The sequence below is a fragment of the Bifidobacterium sp. wkB344 genome, from assembly GCF_003688305.1.
In the GTDB taxonomy this organism is placed as follows: Bacteria; Actinomycetota; Actinomycetes; order Actinomycetales; family Bifidobacteriaceae; genus Bombiscardovia; species Bombiscardovia mizhiensis.
This window is the reverse complement of record NZ_NPOQ01000009.1, coordinates 328,426-342,051: the sequence shown is the minus strand read 5'-3', so window position 1 is coordinate 342,051 and position 13,626 is coordinate 328,426. Positions and strand designations below refer to the sequence as shown.

The following is a 13,626-nucleotide window of genomic DNA, read 5'->3' as shown; positions in this document are numbered from 1 at the left end:
CTCGCCGCCCACTCAGTCCGGCACGTCAAAGTCATCGGCCACAGCCCTCAGGAGGGTGGCCAGCTTGGAGGATTCAGCCCGACCTGGATAGTGGTGCCGGCGCAGGCCATTGCCCGCGGAGTCCAGCAGCTTGATCAGATCCTCCACGATGGCTGCCATATCGTCCGGATCGGGTCGCTTGGCACGCAGAATGGAGGGGGTCGGCCCCACCAGCTTCAGATCCAGGGCCTGGGGACCCTTGCGGCCCTCAGCCACCGAGAACTCCACCCGGGATCCCTTGCGTAAGGTAGATACCCCAGCAGGCAGGGCTGATGAAGGCAGGAAGACATCCCCACCTTGTTCATCCGTGATGAACCCGAACCCCCGCTTGGCGTCGTACCACCGTACTCTCCCGCTGGGCATGCTCTGCCACTTCCTTACATTACTTCTTGAACAGGTATATCCGGAATCAGTCTACCTGACCCGGGCGGGCAGGACGACCCATCTTGTCATAGGCGTACGGGACTGTTGGCGGCAGGATTGGTCTGGCCTTCAGTGCGCCCCTGATCCCGGTTGGCGCCCTGGGGTATGACGATGGTGAAGGTCAAGCCGCCCCCCGGAGTCTGCGAGGCACAGATGAACCCCTGGTGGGCCTTGACGATGGACTGGACAATGGCCAGTCCAAGCCCCGTGCCGCCTTTCTCCCGAGCCCTGGACGGGTCGGCCGTGTAGAAGCGCTCGAAGAGCCTGGACCTGGATTCCTCCGGGACACCAGGCCCGTGGTCGACCACTCGGATGATGGCGTAGTCGGTGCCCACATGGCTGTTCTCTGCCACCTGGATCGCCTCGGTCAGGTGTCCCAGCGAGGACTCAGTGGCCTCCAACCTGGTCAAATCGGCTGGAGCGATGGTCGCCTTGACCAGGCCCAGCCCCACCTGGACCGGCGAATCAGATGGGGTGTAGCGGTGGATATTGCCCACGATATTGGTAATCACCTGACGCAGGCGGCTGGGGTCGCCAGTCACCGGTACCGATGGCAGGGAACCCTCCTGGATGTCCAAGCTGACGGCTGGGCCAAGGTGGCCGCCCACGGTGATCTTTTCCTTGTTGCGCCCCTTGAGGCCTGGTAGACCCTTGTTGGGCGTGACCGGCATCTCTTGGGGGGCGGGTTGGTCTTCGGTGTGCAGGCAAACCTTTCCTGTAGCCACTTCTCTGCCCGGGTCCAAGGCATGCAGGTCGTCCACCCCGTCTCGCACCAGTCCAGTCAGATCGACCGGCAGGGTCGGATCGATCCCCCTACCCTCATCCAGGCGCGCAAGCGAGAGCAGATCCGTGACCAGGACCGTCATCCTAGTCGAAGAGTCCTCGATGTGCTGGATGGACTTGTCGGCCCGCTCCAAAGCCCCTGGATAGTCGCGCTGCATCCTGTAGAGCTCTGCATAGCCGTGGATGGCGGCCAGGGGAGTACGAAGCTCATGACTGGCATCCGAAACGAACTGCTTCATTTTCTCGGTGGTCTGGCGCTGCTCGTCGAAGGAACGCTCGATTCGCGCCAGCATGGCGTTCAAGGATGCTGCCAGGGAACCCACCTCGGTATTCTCCGGGAAGCTGGGAATGCGTTGGGAAAGGTCACCGGCCGCTATCTTTGCAGCGGTCTTTTCAATGCGTTTGAGGGGAACCAGGGTGGACTGGATCAGCAGGACCGATATGACTCCGCCCAGAAGGACCACAACAACGGAAATGATCATGCAGAAAGCCGTCAGATCATGCACGGCCTCGTCCTGGTCGCTCATGGACAGACCGATGAAGAGGACGCCGCTGATTTCGGAGCCGTCCAGTTCATTGCGCAGCTTCCACTGCATGGCCACCACCCGCCAGGAGGCCCGGGCTCGCTTCATGGTGTCCCGGTCTGGCGAAGCCTGTCGCGAGACGCGCACATAGGCCGGCACCGTGGTCGGCTTGCCCAGAGGTATCGAATCCAGGCTGCCGTCGGCGGGCAGACGCGGGCGGGATATGACACCGTTGACCTGCATGGGATTCAGATCGTCCGAAATAATGTGCAGCTTATCGTCGCGGATCTGCAGGAAGTAATCAGTGGGGCCAAGGCCATTCTTGCTCAGGTCCTCCTGGCGCAGAAGGGTGGCGTTGCGGATGCCCAGGTTGGCCTGGCGAATCAGCTGGGAGTCCGTGCGCTTCATCAGATAGTCGTCGGCCATCTGGCAGATGGCCACAGAGACACCCACCGTGCCCACGATGAGCAGGATGAGCATGCTGGCTACAAGTTTGGTGCTTAGGGGAATGGCAGCCAGCGGCGACCTGCGCATGGATCGCCCCCTCGATCTGCCGGAGCCGTTTCCCTTGTCAGAATCCGAACCCACAGTGGAGTTGGCCCTGTCAGCCGACCTCGGGTCGTGAGTAGCCGACGGTTCTGCCATAGGGGTCGAGCCCAAGGGACTAGTCGCCATCGCCGCCATCCGATGCGTTCTGCCTAGGGGCCCGAATCATGTAACCGATGCCCCGCTTGGTCTCGATCAGCGGGGTGACCTTGCGCTCCCCACCGTGTCCGTCGCTGATGGTGATGCCATCCACCTTCTTGCGCAGGTAGGAGATGTAGGACTCCACAATGGCCGCATCCCCACCCCAGTCGTACTGCCAGACATGGTCCAGAATCTGCGCCTTGCTGAGCACACGGCCCTCATTGTCCATCAGGTAGCGCAGCAGCTTGTATTCGGTCGGACTCAGGTCGATGGGTCGCCCGGCCCTGGTGACGTCGTGCGAATCCTCGTTGATCTCCAGGTCCCCTACGCGGATGATCGGATCGTCCTCCTGATGCTCGCGCGTCCTACGCAATATAGCTTTGATTCTGGCCACAACCTCCTCCAGGCTGAAAGGTTTGGTCACGTAGTCGTCGCCGCCCACAGTCAGCCCCATGACCTTATCCTGGGTATCATCCCTGGCCGTCAGGAAGAGCACCGGTGCCTCGATTCCCTCCTGACGGATGCGGGAGGTGACCGTGAATCCATCGATATCAGGCAACATGACATCCAGGACGATCAGATCGGGCTGGACGCGCTCAATGACCTGAATGGCCTCGGAGCCGGACGCCGCGGTCTCGACTGCAAAGCCTGCGAAGTGCAAGGAGGCCACCAGCAGATCCCTGATGGACGGTTCGTCGTCGACCACGACCAGTTGTGCTTGCGTCGGTTTGCTCATGGTTTCAGCTTGCCGCGTCTTTCTGGGTATTATCTGATAGTTTGCTGACCGTCTCTGCCGGGCGTGATTGTTTCTTCGCAGCGCCGGACTTGCGATGATGAGCCCCGGTTCGGCTACTACGACGCCACCAAATCGTAACGGCTACGCCCAGCACGATCAGGACGACAACCGTCGCCGAAAGAGCAATGATCATCACCCGGTGATGCCGGTGGTTTTGGTCAAGAGTCTCAACCTGGTCCATCATGGCCTTGGCCGAGCCCACCCAGTCGGGATTGCGGCCCTTGGTGACCGGCTCCAGAGCCGCCTGCGAGAGCTGATCCACGCTGGATTGGTCCTTGAGCCAGGCCTGCGAGTTGCTGGAGACCGCCACGACCAATTTGCCGTCCTGAGAGGCCACAGCCAGCAGGACCGTGTCGTGGGTGGGCTTCATCGATTCGAGCACCCTGGATGCCCAGGTCTCAGGCTTAACACCCTGATAGAAATGCGGAAGGTAGAGCAGTCGGACCGATACTCCTGTCTGCTGCGCAGTTTCCTCGATAGCATCCTTGACTGATCCCACGTCCGAACCCAGCAAATTCTGCGGATCGGTGATCGTGTCGGTCATGGTTCCGGCCCCAGTCTGAGGCTCATCGGCAAAAGCCCTGATCGGTTCTAGGACGCCGACCATCACAATCATCAGGAGCAGGAAAGCCAGCACCCGCCTTATGGGTGAAACGCCGACCGGATTCGTCTTGTGGAAGGGGACTCGTTCGACCACATGGGTCCTCGGACGGGGCAACTGCTTGAACACTGTCATAGTGTCCACAGTAGCGGTTGACGGCAGTGGACTCCCCCACCATCACCGCCATTCACGGAAAGGACAATCATGACACGGTTCCAAGTTGATTCGGATCAGATACAGACGGCCTCCGGCGCGGTCAGCGGCTCAATAGGAGCCATCAGAGATGCCGTGGCGGGAATGTACACCAATCTGGACAATCTGCAAAGCGTCTGGCAGGGCTCGGCGGCCAGCCAATTCGCCACGGTGGCCCAGCAGTGGCGCGCCTCGCAGGCCCAGATGGAACAGGCGCTTGAAGGTATCCAGGCAGCTCTGACACAAGCATCGTCGCTCTATGCGGACACCGAGGCCCAGGCCACCCGTCTATTCGCCGGAGCCTGACGCCTGGTTGATGCATGCAGGCAACCCGAAGCTATGTGATCGTGGCGGATCGGCACTAGACCTGGCAAGCATATGTGGAAAACGAAACAGACGGTCAACGAGTACAAGAACAGAGACAGGGGCATGCGCACCATTACCCGGTGCGCATGCCCCTGTCCTTGGCGATCAATCAGTTCAGCCGAAAAGACGGGCCGAACCTCATGGGATCAGTAGCCCATGTCGCCCTGAGGCTGAGCGGCAGCAGGTGCCGGAGGCTCAGGCTTGTTGGCCACGACGGCCTCGGTGGTCAGGAAGAGCCCGGCGATGGAGGCAGCGTTCTGCAGGGCAGAACGGGTCACCTTGACTGGGTCGGCCACGCCGGCCTCCAGCAGGTCCTGATACTCGTTGTTGGCGGCGTTGAAGCCCTGGCCAGCAGGCAGCGAACGAACCTTGTTGATGACCACGTCACCGGAGACGCCGCTGTTCTCGGCAATCTGCTTGATGGGGGCCTCGATGGCGCGGAAGACGATGGATGCGCCGGTGGACTCGTCGCCATCCAGCTTGACATCCTTCTCGGCCTTGGCAGCAGCCTGAACCAGAGCCACGCCACCTCCGGGCAGCAGGCCCTCCTCGATGGCGGCCTTGGCGTTGCGGACAGCATCTTCGATGCGGTGCTTGCGCTCCTTGGCCTCAACCTCGGTGGCTGCGCCGACCTTGATGACGGCCACGCCGCCGGCCAGCTTGGCCAGCCGCTCCTGCAGCTTCTCACGGTCGTAGTCGGAGTCGGTGTTCTCGATCTCGGTACGGATCTGGCCCACGCGAGCGGAGACCTCATCCTTGGAACCACCACCGGAGACGATGGTGGTCTCGTCCTTGGAGACGATGACCTTCTTGGCGGTGCCCAGCACGCTCATGTCGATGGAGTCCAGCTTGAGGCCAAGCTCATCGGAAACCACCTGTGCGCCGGTCAGAATGGCCATATCCTGCAGCATGGCCTTGCGGCGGTCGCCGAAGCCAGGGGCCTTGACGGCGCAGGAGTTGAAAGTGCCGCGGATCTTGTTGAGGATCAGGGTGGGCAGCGCCTCGCCGTCCACGTCCTCAGCGACGATCAGCAGCGGCTTGCCGGTCTTCATGACCAGCTCGGCGATGTGGACCACGTCCTGCTGGCTGGAGACCTTGCCCGAGGTAAGCAGAATGTATGGATCATCCAGAACGGCGGTCTGGTCGTCGTTGTTGGTGACGAAGTAGGGAGCGATGTAGCCCTTGTCGAAACGCATGCCCTCGGTGAACTCCAGGTCCAGGCCGAAGCGGTTGTTGTCCTCGACGGTGACCACGCCGTCCTGACCGACCTTGTCCAGAGCCTCGGCGATCTCATTGCCGATCTCGGGGTCGCCTGCAGAGATGGTGGCGGTGGCAGCGATCTGATCCTTGGTCTCGACTTCCTTGGACTGTGCCACGAGCTCCTTGACGATGGCATCGGCAGCCTTCTCGATGCCGCGACGCAGGGCTATGGGGTTGGACCCGGCAGCCACGTTCTTCAGACCCTCATGCACCAGGGACTGGGCCAGTACGGTGGCGGTGGTGGTGCCGTCTCCGGCTACGTCGTCAGTCTTCTTGGCGACTTCCTTGACCAGTTCGGCGCCGATACGCTCGTAAGGATCCTCCAGGTCGATCTCCTTGGCGATGGAGACGCCGTCGTTGGTGATGGTCGGCGCGCCGTAGGACTTGTCCAGCACCACATTGCGACCCTTGGGGCCCAGCGTGACCTTGACCGTGTCGGCCAGCTTGTCCAGGCCGGCAAGCATACCCTGACGAGCTTCCTCGTCATACTCGATGATTTTTGCCATTGTTGCTTCCTCCGTCATGGCTTGAGGTTTCATGACCCACCGTCGGAGTGGAACGGAACCCGACCGTCAGCTGTCGTGTTATCACTCCCACACCTCGAGTGCTAATTCAGCAGATTAGCACTCGGTGGGGCCGAGTGCCAACCTGAGGGGAAAATACGCTGCAGGCTGTATGTCATATCGGCCCTGAGCGATCGGCCGTGCCCACAGACGATCCGCACTCTGCTCTCAAACGAATGCTACAAAAAATGGACCCCGGAATGACCGGGATCCACCATGACGAATACAGAAGACGACAATCAGAGCTTGGTGACCTTGGTTGCCTGCAGACCCTTGGGGCCCTGCTCCACCTGATATTCGACCTTATCTCCCTCATCAAGGGTCTTGAACCCGTCGGACTGAATGGCTGAGTAGTGCACGAACACGTCCTCGCCGCCATCGTCGGGATTGATGAATCCGTAACCCTTGCCAGCGCTGAAGAATTTCACAGTGCCTTGTGCCATAACTAACTTCCTTAACATAGGTGCCGCGTCACAACAGATACGAGACTGACCGCATCTGCCTGGTCGGCAAGGTCAGTTTAGGCCCATTGATAGGGCAATTGCAAAACGCCGAGCCGAAATTCGGGAACTTTTGCCATCGAATTTCCTTGGTCGTCCGGTTGGTTGAACCTCACTGCATGAGGATGGCTTCCACCGGAGTGGAGGCCACGGAGGACTGCTCCACCTGGGTGATGCCCAACAGGTTAGCCACCTCCTGGGCAGTAGCCTTGTCAGCCTCGTCACGGTAACGGACCGTACTTACGCCAGGCAGAGCGCCCTGCGGGTTGGTTGCCGTGACCGCACTATAACCGGCATTGACCAGAACCTGACGCTTATTGCCTGCATAACCGGTGATCCTGGTTCCGTTGATGACCGCCACCTGTGTGCCCCTGTTGACCACAGGTGCCGGGCTGCTGCTGGATGCACTCGCCGAAGGCGATTGCGAGGACGGTTGTGAAGCCTGGCCCTGGGAGGATTCTTCAGCAGAGGTCTTGTTCTCTGAGGCAGAGGAGGATGCAGACCGCTTGGGCAGATGGCTGCTGATGACCCGGGAGGCATCGGTATGCGTCTGCTGCCATGGCAGGGAGCCACTGACTGCAGCCCATAAGCCAAGTCCGCACAACACGGCCAAGACCACCACCAGCAGGTAGGGCAGAACCCTGACCGACAGGGAACGAGGCCCCCGATGCACACCGACCGGCCCCTTGGGAGGGTTGTCGAACGCATCATGAACCTGGGGGCGCGCCTGCGTCCCATTGTCGCGCGTGCTAGCCATGAACTCTCCTCTGCTCCACCGGATCCTGAACCATTATAGGTAATGGGACGCCGGAGCAGCATCCCACTGACCATCCGACGTTCCCGCAAGCCTGGGAGAGCCATGACAACCCTGACCGGCTCATAGCACCAAGCGATATAGTGACCTTATGAACAGCAGCCAGCCTATTGCCGCAACCTCCCCCGCGCCGACGAACGGAACCGGTACCAACCCTCCGACCATAGCAGGAGGCCAGGGCCGACCCCATCGCAAACCTCTGAGTGCCCTGGTGGATCCCGGCTGGGCCAAGGCTCTCGCTCCTGTCGAACCCAACATTCACCGGATGGGCGACTTCCTTAGATCCGAGCTGGCCCAGGGCCACCGCTACCTGCCTGCCAGCAAGAACATCCTGCGTGCCTTTACCATCCCCTTCGACTCCATCAAGGTCCTGATCGTGGGCCAGGATCCCTATCCGACTCCCGGGCATCCGGTAGGCCTGAGCTTCTGCGTGGATCCTGCAGTCAGCCCCATCCCCGGCTCCCTGCGCAATATCTACGCCGAGCTGAGCGCTGACCTGGGCCTGCCCACGCCCTCCAACGGCGATCTGACACCTTGGACCCGGAGAGGGGTCATGCTGCTCAACCGCTGCCTGACTGTTCGAGTCGGCAAGCCGGCCAGCCACAGGAACAAGGGCTGGGAGGAAATCACCGACGCCGCCATCCGAGCTCTGAACGACAGGCGCGACCAGGAGGGCAAGATCCGGCCCCTGGTAGCCATTCTTTGGGGAAGGCAGGCCCAGAGCCTGGAGCCTCTGCTGACCAACGCGGCCATCATCAAATCCCCGCACCCCAGCCCCATGTCGGCCCGATACGGCTTCTTCGGGTCCCGTCCGTTCTCCAAGGCCAACCAAGCGCTGGAGGCCATGGGCGCCGAGCCGGTGGACTGGTCCCTGACCTGAGTTCGGCTGGCTGAATCGTCAGGAAATGCCGTTACCATGTCTGCTATGGCATTATTCCCACCACGACCCAGTCAGTCCCCATCTGTTCAGTCCGGTCAGAACCGGCAGGTTCCGCCAATCAGCCAGGACGACCTGCAACGTTGCCGTCAGTTGGCCGACCGGATCCGAACCCGCTTTTCTAGGACTCTGGTAGGCCAGGAGAACCTGCGCGAGGCCCTGATCCTGACGCTGGTGGCCTCAGGACACATCCTGATCGAATCCGTGCCCGGCCTGGCCAAGACCACCGCCGCCCAGACCCTGGCCACCTCGGTCTCCGGCAGCTTCAAGCGGATCCAGTGCACACCCGACCTGATGCCCTCGGATCTGGTAGGCACTCAGGTTTACGACTTCTCCACACAGCGCTTCTCGACGCAACTGGGCCCTATTCACGCCAACTTCGTTCTCCTGGACGAGATCAACCGCTCCAACGCCAAGACCCAGTCAGCCATGCTTGAGGCCATGGCCGAGGGCGCCACCACCATCGGTGGCGAGCGCATAGCCCTACCCCGGCCCTTCATGGTGATCGCCACCCAAAACCCCATTGAGGAGGAGGGTACCTACAACCTGCCCGAGGCCCAGATGGACCGGTTCATGCTCAAGGCCGTCATGACCTATCCTGATGCCGACCAGGAGACCCGAATGCTGCAGATGCTGACCAGCCGAGGCACCGATATGCCCGGCAAGGACGATCGGGACGCACTGACCATCGCTGATGTGGACTTCTTGAGGCAGAAGGCCCGACAGGTCCACGTGGCGGAGCCCATCATGCAATACGCAGTCGATCTGGCAGCCACCAGCAGGGGGGCTGGATCGCGGCCCATCCAAGGGTTGGCCGAACAGGTGAGACTGGGAGCCAGCCCGCGTGCCTCCATCGCCCTAGTGCGCATTGGCCAGGCCAGAGCCCTGCTGACTGGCAGGGATTACGTCATTCCCGAGGATCTGAAGGACTGGGCCCATTCAGTACTCCGCCACCGGATCCTGCTGACCTTCGAAGCCCAGGCCGACGGCATCAGCAGCGACGACATCATCGACCAGATCGTCGACACGGTGCCGGTGCCATGAGCCGTCGACGCTCGGATCGCGATCCGGTCCGCAGGCGGATCGAGTCCTTGGACTCCAGCTTGCGGCTTCCCACGGTGCGCAGGGCCCTTGGTCTGCTGGAGGGTGAGCACTCCTCTAGCCGACGCGGCGGTGGAGACGAACGTGCCGACCTGCGCGCCTATGAGTTCGGAGACGAAACCCGCATGATCGACTGGCACGCCAGCGCACGGATGGGTCGGCCCATGGTGGTGGAGCGCGAGCGCCTGGTTACCAGCAAGGTCTGGCTGTTGCTGGACGTTGGCCGCGAGATGTCCGGAACCTGCCCTGACGGGGAGCAGGCCATCCAGGTAGCCGCCAACGCCCTGTGCATGTTCGCCTCCCTAAGCCTGCGCCGCAGCGATGAGGTGGATCTGGTCCTGGTCGATTCATCCGCCATCCGCCGCATACCCTGCCAGGGCGGCTTCGCTCGATTCGAACAGACCCTGGACCGGGCTCTGGAGTCACCGCTGGATCAGCCGCGCAACCTTGAGGCCCTGCTGGGCTACGCCGCCGGCATCCAGGACCGGCAGGCCATGCTGGTTATCGCCACCGACCAGTCGGCATTGCACGTAGACCTGATGCCGACCATCCGACAGTTGGCAACCACCCACCCCCTGAATCTCATCGGAGTGGAGACCATGAATCCCCTGCGCCAGCAGCCCGCTATGGGCTCGGTAAAGGATGCGCCCAGCGGACGCAGGATCCCGGCCTTCCTGCGAACCGCGAACGGGACGCGAGCTGTGGACCTGCACAGACGCTATCAGATCGAGGCCTTTAGCCGGGAACTGTCCAGAATCGGGGCCTCCCTGATTCGGGCAGACTCCAGCACAGCCATGTTCAACAGATTCATCCACCTGCTTTCAGCCGGCAGACCGGGCATTCCCATGCGACGGACGGTGATGGCGGCATGAGTGGTGTCGTCCTGATCCGTCTTGCGTCCGATCATGGCCGAATCAAGGTCATGCCCACCATGACCCAGCCCACCTGGCTGTTGGCTCTGACAACGACCGCCATCATACTGGCCCTGGCCCTGGCCGGAGCGGCCATTCTTTTGCCTAGGTTCCGCCGTCAGCAGGAAGAGCACCCGATCCAGGCGAGCTCTGGCTCCCTCGATGCATGGCGTCGGCGGATTGATCAGGTGGTGGCCCAGTACAACAAGGGCCATCTGGACCGCGACCAGGCCATGACAGCACTGGCCACTATCGCTCGTGGATTTGCCTCCCACTCCTGGAACAGCGACATGAAATCCAAGACTTTGGCCGAAATCCAGGCTCAGCCCCGCACGCCAAGTACGCGGCAGGGTCTGGATCTGCTTCGACAGACCATAGATGCCCTCTACCCGCCCGAATTCGCCCTTCCACGGGACAGCGAGGGAACTGACGCCACGGTGAATCAGGCAGCCGACTGGGTACGGAATTTGATTGAACGGTGGCCGCGATGAGCATAGGCAATCTGTCCTGGCGGTGGCCCTGGCTGCCGGTTCTGGCTCTGGTCCTGGCCTTGGCATTGGGCCTGCTGACTCACCGTATGGCACGTCGTGGCCGGCCGGATCAGGAACCGGGAGCCCGGATCTGGACCTTGGACAACGACCTGGACACCGAGGAGGGCCACGAGGCCCTGCGGCGCTGGCGGCGATTGAACCGCTGCGCCGCAATCCTGCTCGCTCTGGCCCTGCTGATGGTTTTGAGCCTGGCTGCAAGGCCCGCCCGGGTCGATCGGACATTGGAGCAGGGTCATAACCGCGATATCGTCCTATGTCTGGATGTGTCCGGGTCCACCCTGCCCTACGACCGGCAGGTGATCGCCTCATACCTCGATCTGGTCCGCAACTTCCGGGGCGAACGCATGGCCCTGAGCATCTTCAATTCCACCTCGCGCACCGTCTTCCCCCTGACTGATGACTATGACATGATCACTGCCGAATTGGGCAAGGCTCGGCGGATCCTGGACGGGGTGCAGTCCCAAGACCGCATCGACGCCATGAGCGGACGACAGTACCAGGACATCAGCGATTGGCTGGAGGGCACGCAGAACCGTCGGGACACCACCTCACTGATCGGCGACGGGCTGGTGGGCTGCGCTGCGCTCCTACCGCAATTCGCTCCCAAGAACCAAACCCGACCGGCAAAGGCCGACCAACGTTCGAGCTCCTTGGTTCTGGCCACCGATAACGTGGTCTCCGGCAAACCCACGTACACCCTGGAAGAGGCGCTCAAGCTGACCTCGGCCGCAGGAATCGCGGTGGACGGGCTCTATTCGGGACCGGACCAAGGTACCGAGGATGAGACCACCAAGCAGATGCAGCGGCTGATCGAAGCCCGTGGCGGTATCTTCCTGCGACGGCAGGATGGGAACTCCATTAACGCGCTGGTCCGCCGGATCGAACGTCGCCATGGAGCCGACCCACGCCAACAGGAGCAGTCCAGCCTGGTGGATGCACCCGGCTGGTGGACCCTGGCCCTGACCCTGGCCCTGTCCGCATATCTGCTCCTGGCCTGGAGGCTGAAGCGATGAACATACTCAAGTCCCTGACCTTTGAGCCTGCCCTAGGCTGGGTGGCCGGCGGCCTTCTGGCAGGCCTGCTCTTGCTCCTGGCCATTGCGCTGGTCATCCATGGACTGCCTAAGGGGCAGGATACGGATGCCGATCGCTGGGCCCTGACCCGACGTACCGCCATGGTCCTGATCCTGGCCCTCATGGTCCTGACTCCCAGCACCGTCAGCAAAACCACCAACAAGGCCGTCAACGCCACTGATGTCTTCATTGCGGTTGACGTGACCGGATCCATGGCAGTCAAGGATGCCGGATATGGAACCCAGGACGGCATGAGCCGGTTGGAGGCGGCCAAAGCGGCCGTTCGAGACCTGGTCGACATCTATCCGGATGCATCCTTCTCGGCTCTGAGTTTCGGTGCCTCGGCCAGCGTCGATCTGCCCCTGACCCCCGACGTACGAGCTGTGGACAACTGGGCCCGTGGGCTGACCACAGAGCCCACCTCCCGTTCCTCGGGTTCAAGTCTGGACGCTCCTTTGGATCGGCTGACTCTGACATTGAAGCAGACCAAGGACCGACATCCCAACGACCTGATCCTGCTCTATCTGATCAGCGATGGGGAGCAGACCGGCAGGGACGAACGGCGATCCTTCAGCGTTCTTAGAGAAGGGTTGGACGAGGCTTTTGTCCTGGGAACCGGTTCAGCCAAGGGAGGCACGGTGCCGTTGACCTCCGATGTGGGCGGCAGCGATGCCGGAGGCTGGGTGAAGGATCCGCAGACCGGCCAGCCGGGCATCTCGGTCATGGACCCGAACACCCTGAAGGCCATGGCCGACGAGATGAGCGGCCACTATCAAGCCCTGGCCAAGGGGGTCACCGTCCGCGAGGGTGCTACGGCTTCGGTCTCCAAGCGCTACCGGGTGACCACGGTCGACCAGGTACGCCGACATGTCACTCCACTGGTCTGGCCCTTGGCACTGGTGGAGCTGGTCCTGATCCTGGTTGAGGCAGGGCAATGGATCCGTACTTCGAGGAGATTGCTATGAGCAGGAAGGTCCTTCGAACGCGTCTGGTTCTTATTGTTGTAGCCCTGATAGCAGCGCTGGCCGGGGCATGGGGCCTGATCAACGTCAGAGCCATCGCCACTTACAACGAGGCCACGCGCACACTGAACACCAGCATCCGGCAGGCCCGAAACCCCCAGGCAGACCCGGCAGCAATCAAGGCGCTGCAAGATCAGGCAGACCGCCTTTTCGCCCAAGCGGCGCGGCCGGGCCTCTTGCTTCTGCCGAAGACCAGGCAGGCCGCGCAGGCCAACCAAGCGACCAGCACTGCGCTGACCCAACGTACGGAACGGGTACTCAAAAAACAACAAGCAGACAAAACCAAAAATGGGCAGGATGGAAAGAGCGGATCAGGCAAGGGCTCATCCTCTGGGCTGACCAAGCAGCAGGAGGCTGAGGTGGAGGATCTGCTCAGGCGCAACCAACAACAGAGCGATCCCTCCTCCTCCCCCAACCCAACAGGCAATACGGGCGGCCACCAGGATCAGGAAAAGGGCGTCAAACCCTGGTGACCGGCCTTAC

15 protein-coding genes are annotated in these 13,626 nt (G+C 61.9%); 8 read left to right on the top strand and 7 right to left on the bottom strand.

The genetic code is table 11. The features are described from left to right. Window positions 1-12 precede the first annotated feature (12 nt). The 4 genes from CI601_RS03005 to CI601_RS02990 all read right to left on the bottom strand — a co-directional run bounded on the left by CI601_RS03005 (window position 13) and on the right by CI601_RS02990 (window position 3,988). On the bottom strand, window positions 13-402 hold the full coding sequence (locus CI601_RS03005) for a cold-shock protein (RefSeq protein WP_121914219.1): 390 nt from the start codon (window positions 400-402) through the stop codon (window positions 13-15). A gap of 86 nt (window positions 403-488) precedes the next feature. Next, entirely contained in the window at window positions 489-2,303 is a 1,815-nt protein-coding gene (locus CI601_RS03000; RefSeq protein WP_259465291.1) for a cell wall metabolism sensor histidine kinase WalK, read from the bottom strand. A gap of 130 nt (window positions 2,304-2,433) precedes the next feature. Then, window positions 2,434-3,192, bottom strand: a complete 759-nt coding sequence (locus CI601_RS02995; protein WP_024626572.1) for a response regulator transcription factor — start codon at window positions 3,190-3,192, stop codon at window positions 2,434-2,436. Between the two features lie 4 nt (window positions 3,193-3,196). Continuing rightward, entirely contained in the window at window positions 3,197-3,988 is a 792-nt protein-coding gene (locus CI601_RS02990) for a TPM domain-containing protein (protein ID WP_121914218.1), read from the bottom strand. A 69-nt stretch (window positions 3,989-4,057) separates the two neighbouring features. On the opposite strand from CI601_RS02990, the gene CI601_RS02985 reads away from it, so the two are divergent. Further along, window positions 4,058-4,351, top strand: coding sequence for a WXG100 family type VII secretion target (locus CI601_RS02985; protein ID WP_024626574.1), 294 nt, complete (start codon window positions 4,058-4,060; stop codon window positions 4,349-4,351). A 206-nt stretch (window positions 4,352-4,557) separates the two neighbouring features. On the opposite strand, the gene groL is transcribed toward CI601_RS02985, so the two are convergent. The 3 genes from groL to CI601_RS02970 all read right to left on the bottom strand — a co-directional run bounded on the left by groL (window position 4,558) and on the right by CI601_RS02970 (window position 7,491). Continuing rightward, window positions 4,558-6,177: a chaperonin GroEL gene (gene groL, locus CI601_RS02980; RefSeq protein WP_024626575.1), complete on the bottom strand. Its 1,620-nt coding sequence runs from the start codon at window positions 6,175-6,177 to the stop codon at window positions 4,558-4,560. Between the two features lie 296 nt (window positions 6,178-6,473). Further along, window positions 6,474-6,677: a cold-shock protein gene (locus CI601_RS02975; RefSeq protein WP_015022108.1), complete on the bottom strand. Its 204-nt coding sequence runs from the start codon at window positions 6,675-6,677 to the stop codon at window positions 6,474-6,476. 169 nt (window positions 6,678-6,846) lie between these two features. Beyond that, complete coding sequence (locus CI601_RS02970) at window positions 6,847-7,491, bottom strand: LytR C-terminal domain-containing protein (protein WP_121914217.1); 645 nt, start codon at window positions 7,489-7,491, stop codon at window positions 6,847-6,849. A gap of 148 nt (window positions 7,492-7,639) precedes the next feature. Here CI601_RS02970 and CI601_RS02965 point away from each other — a divergent pair, with 148 nt between their 5' ends. Genes CI601_RS02965 through CI601_RS02935 form a run of 7 tightly spaced genes read left to right on the top strand, consistent with a single transcriptional unit; the run spans window position 7,640 to window position 13,616 of the window. Next, a complete protein-coding gene (locus CI601_RS02965) occupies window positions 7,640-8,428 on the top strand; it encodes a uracil-DNA glycosylase (protein WP_259465290.1) in 789 nt (262 codons plus the stop codon). A gap of 45 nt (window positions 8,429-8,473) precedes the next feature. Continuing rightward, on the top strand, window positions 8,474-9,529 hold the full coding sequence (locus CI601_RS02960; RefSeq protein ID WP_395947993.1) for an AAA family ATPase: 1,056 nt from the start codon (window positions 8,474-8,476) through the stop codon (window positions 9,527-9,529). Further along, the gene (locus CI601_RS02955; protein WP_121914215.1) at window positions 9,526-10,458 is read left to right on the top strand and encodes a DUF58 domain-containing protein; all 933 of its coding nucleotides are present in this window, start codon (window positions 9,526-9,528) and stop codon (window positions 10,456-10,458) included. The genes CI601_RS02960 and CI601_RS02955 overlap by 4 nt, the downstream gene beginning before the upstream one ends. After that, window positions 10,455-10,988 carry a hypothetical protein gene (locus CI601_RS02950; protein ID WP_121914214.1) on the top strand — a complete coding sequence of 178 codons (534 nt, stop codon included), beginning with the start codon at window positions 10,455-10,457 and terminating at the stop codon, window positions 10,986-10,988. Before CI601_RS02955 ends, CI601_RS02950 begins: the two co-directional genes overlap by 4 nt. Beyond that, a complete protein-coding gene (locus CI601_RS02945; protein WP_121914213.1) occupies window positions 10,985-12,061 on the top strand; it encodes a VWA domain-containing protein in 1,077 nt (358 codons plus the stop codon). The genes CI601_RS02950 and CI601_RS02945 overlap by 4 nt, the downstream gene beginning before the upstream one ends. Beyond that, window positions 12,058-13,086, top strand: a complete 1,029-nt coding sequence (locus CI601_RS02940; RefSeq protein WP_121914212.1) for a VWA domain-containing protein — start codon at window positions 12,058-12,060, stop codon at window positions 13,084-13,086. The genes CI601_RS02945 and CI601_RS02940 overlap by 4 nt, the downstream gene beginning before the upstream one ends. Next, window positions 13,083-13,616, top strand: coding sequence for a DUF6466 family protein (locus tag CI601_RS02935; RefSeq protein WP_121914211.1), 534 nt, complete (start codon window positions 13,083-13,085; stop codon window positions 13,614-13,616). The genes CI601_RS02940 and CI601_RS02935 overlap by 4 nt, the downstream gene beginning before the upstream one ends. The last annotated feature ends 10 nt before the right edge of the window (window positions 13,617-13,626 follow it).

Coding starts and splice junctions, on each gene's coding strand:
- CI601_RS03005 (WP_121914219.1), bottom strand. CDS start 402: ATGCCCAGCGGGAGAGTACGGTGGTACGACGCCAAGCGGGGGTTCGGG.
- CI601_RS03000 (WP_259465291.1), bottom strand. CDS start 2,303: ATGCGCAGGTCGCCGCTGGCTGCCATTCCCCTAAGCACCAAACTTGTA.
- CI601_RS02995 (WP_024626572.1), bottom strand. CDS start 3,192: ATGAGCAAACCGACGCAAGCACAACTGGTCGTGGTCGACGACGAACCG.
- CI601_RS02990 (WP_121914218.1), bottom strand. CDS start 3,988: ATGACAGTGTTCAAGCAGTTGCCCCGTCCGAGGACCCATGTGGTCGAA.
- CI601_RS02985 (WP_024626574.1), top strand. CDS start 4,058: ATGACACGGTTCCAAGTTGATTCGGATCAGATACAGACGGCCTCCGGC.
- groL (WP_024626575.1), bottom strand. CDS start 6,177: ATGGCAAAAATCATCGAGTATGACGAGGAAGCTCGTCAGGGTATGCTT.
- CI601_RS02975 (WP_015022108.1), bottom strand. CDS start 6,677: ATGGCACAAGGCACTGTGAAATTCTTCAGCGCTGGCAAGGGTTACGGA.
- CI601_RS02970 (WP_121914217.1), bottom strand. CDS start 7,491: ATGGCTAGCACGCGCGACAATGGGACGCAGGCGCGCCCCCAGGTTCAT.
- CI601_RS02965 (WP_259465290.1), top strand. CDS start 7,640: ATGAACAGCAGCCAGCCTATTGCCGCAACCTCCCCCGCGCCGACGAAC.
- CI601_RS02960 (WP_395947993.1), top strand. CDS start 8,474: ATGGCATTATTCCCACCACGACCCAGTCAGTCCCCATCTGTTCAGTCC.
- CI601_RS02955 (WP_121914215.1), top strand. CDS start 9,526: ATGAGCCGTCGACGCTCGGATCGCGATCCGGTCCGCAGGCGGATCGAG.
- CI601_RS02950 (WP_121914214.1), top strand. CDS start 10,455: ATGAGTGGTGTCGTCCTGATCCGTCTTGCGTCCGATCATGGCCGAATC.
- CI601_RS02945 (WP_121914213.1), top strand. CDS start 10,985: ATGAGCATAGGCAATCTGTCCTGGCGGTGGCCCTGGCTGCCGGTTCTG.
- CI601_RS02940 (WP_121914212.1), top strand. CDS start 12,058: ATGAACATACTCAAGTCCCTGACCTTTGAGCCTGCCCTAGGCTGGGTG.
- CI601_RS02935 (WP_121914211.1), top strand. CDS start 13,083: ATGAGCAGGAAGGTCCTTCGAACGCGTCTGGTTCTTATTGTTGTAGCC.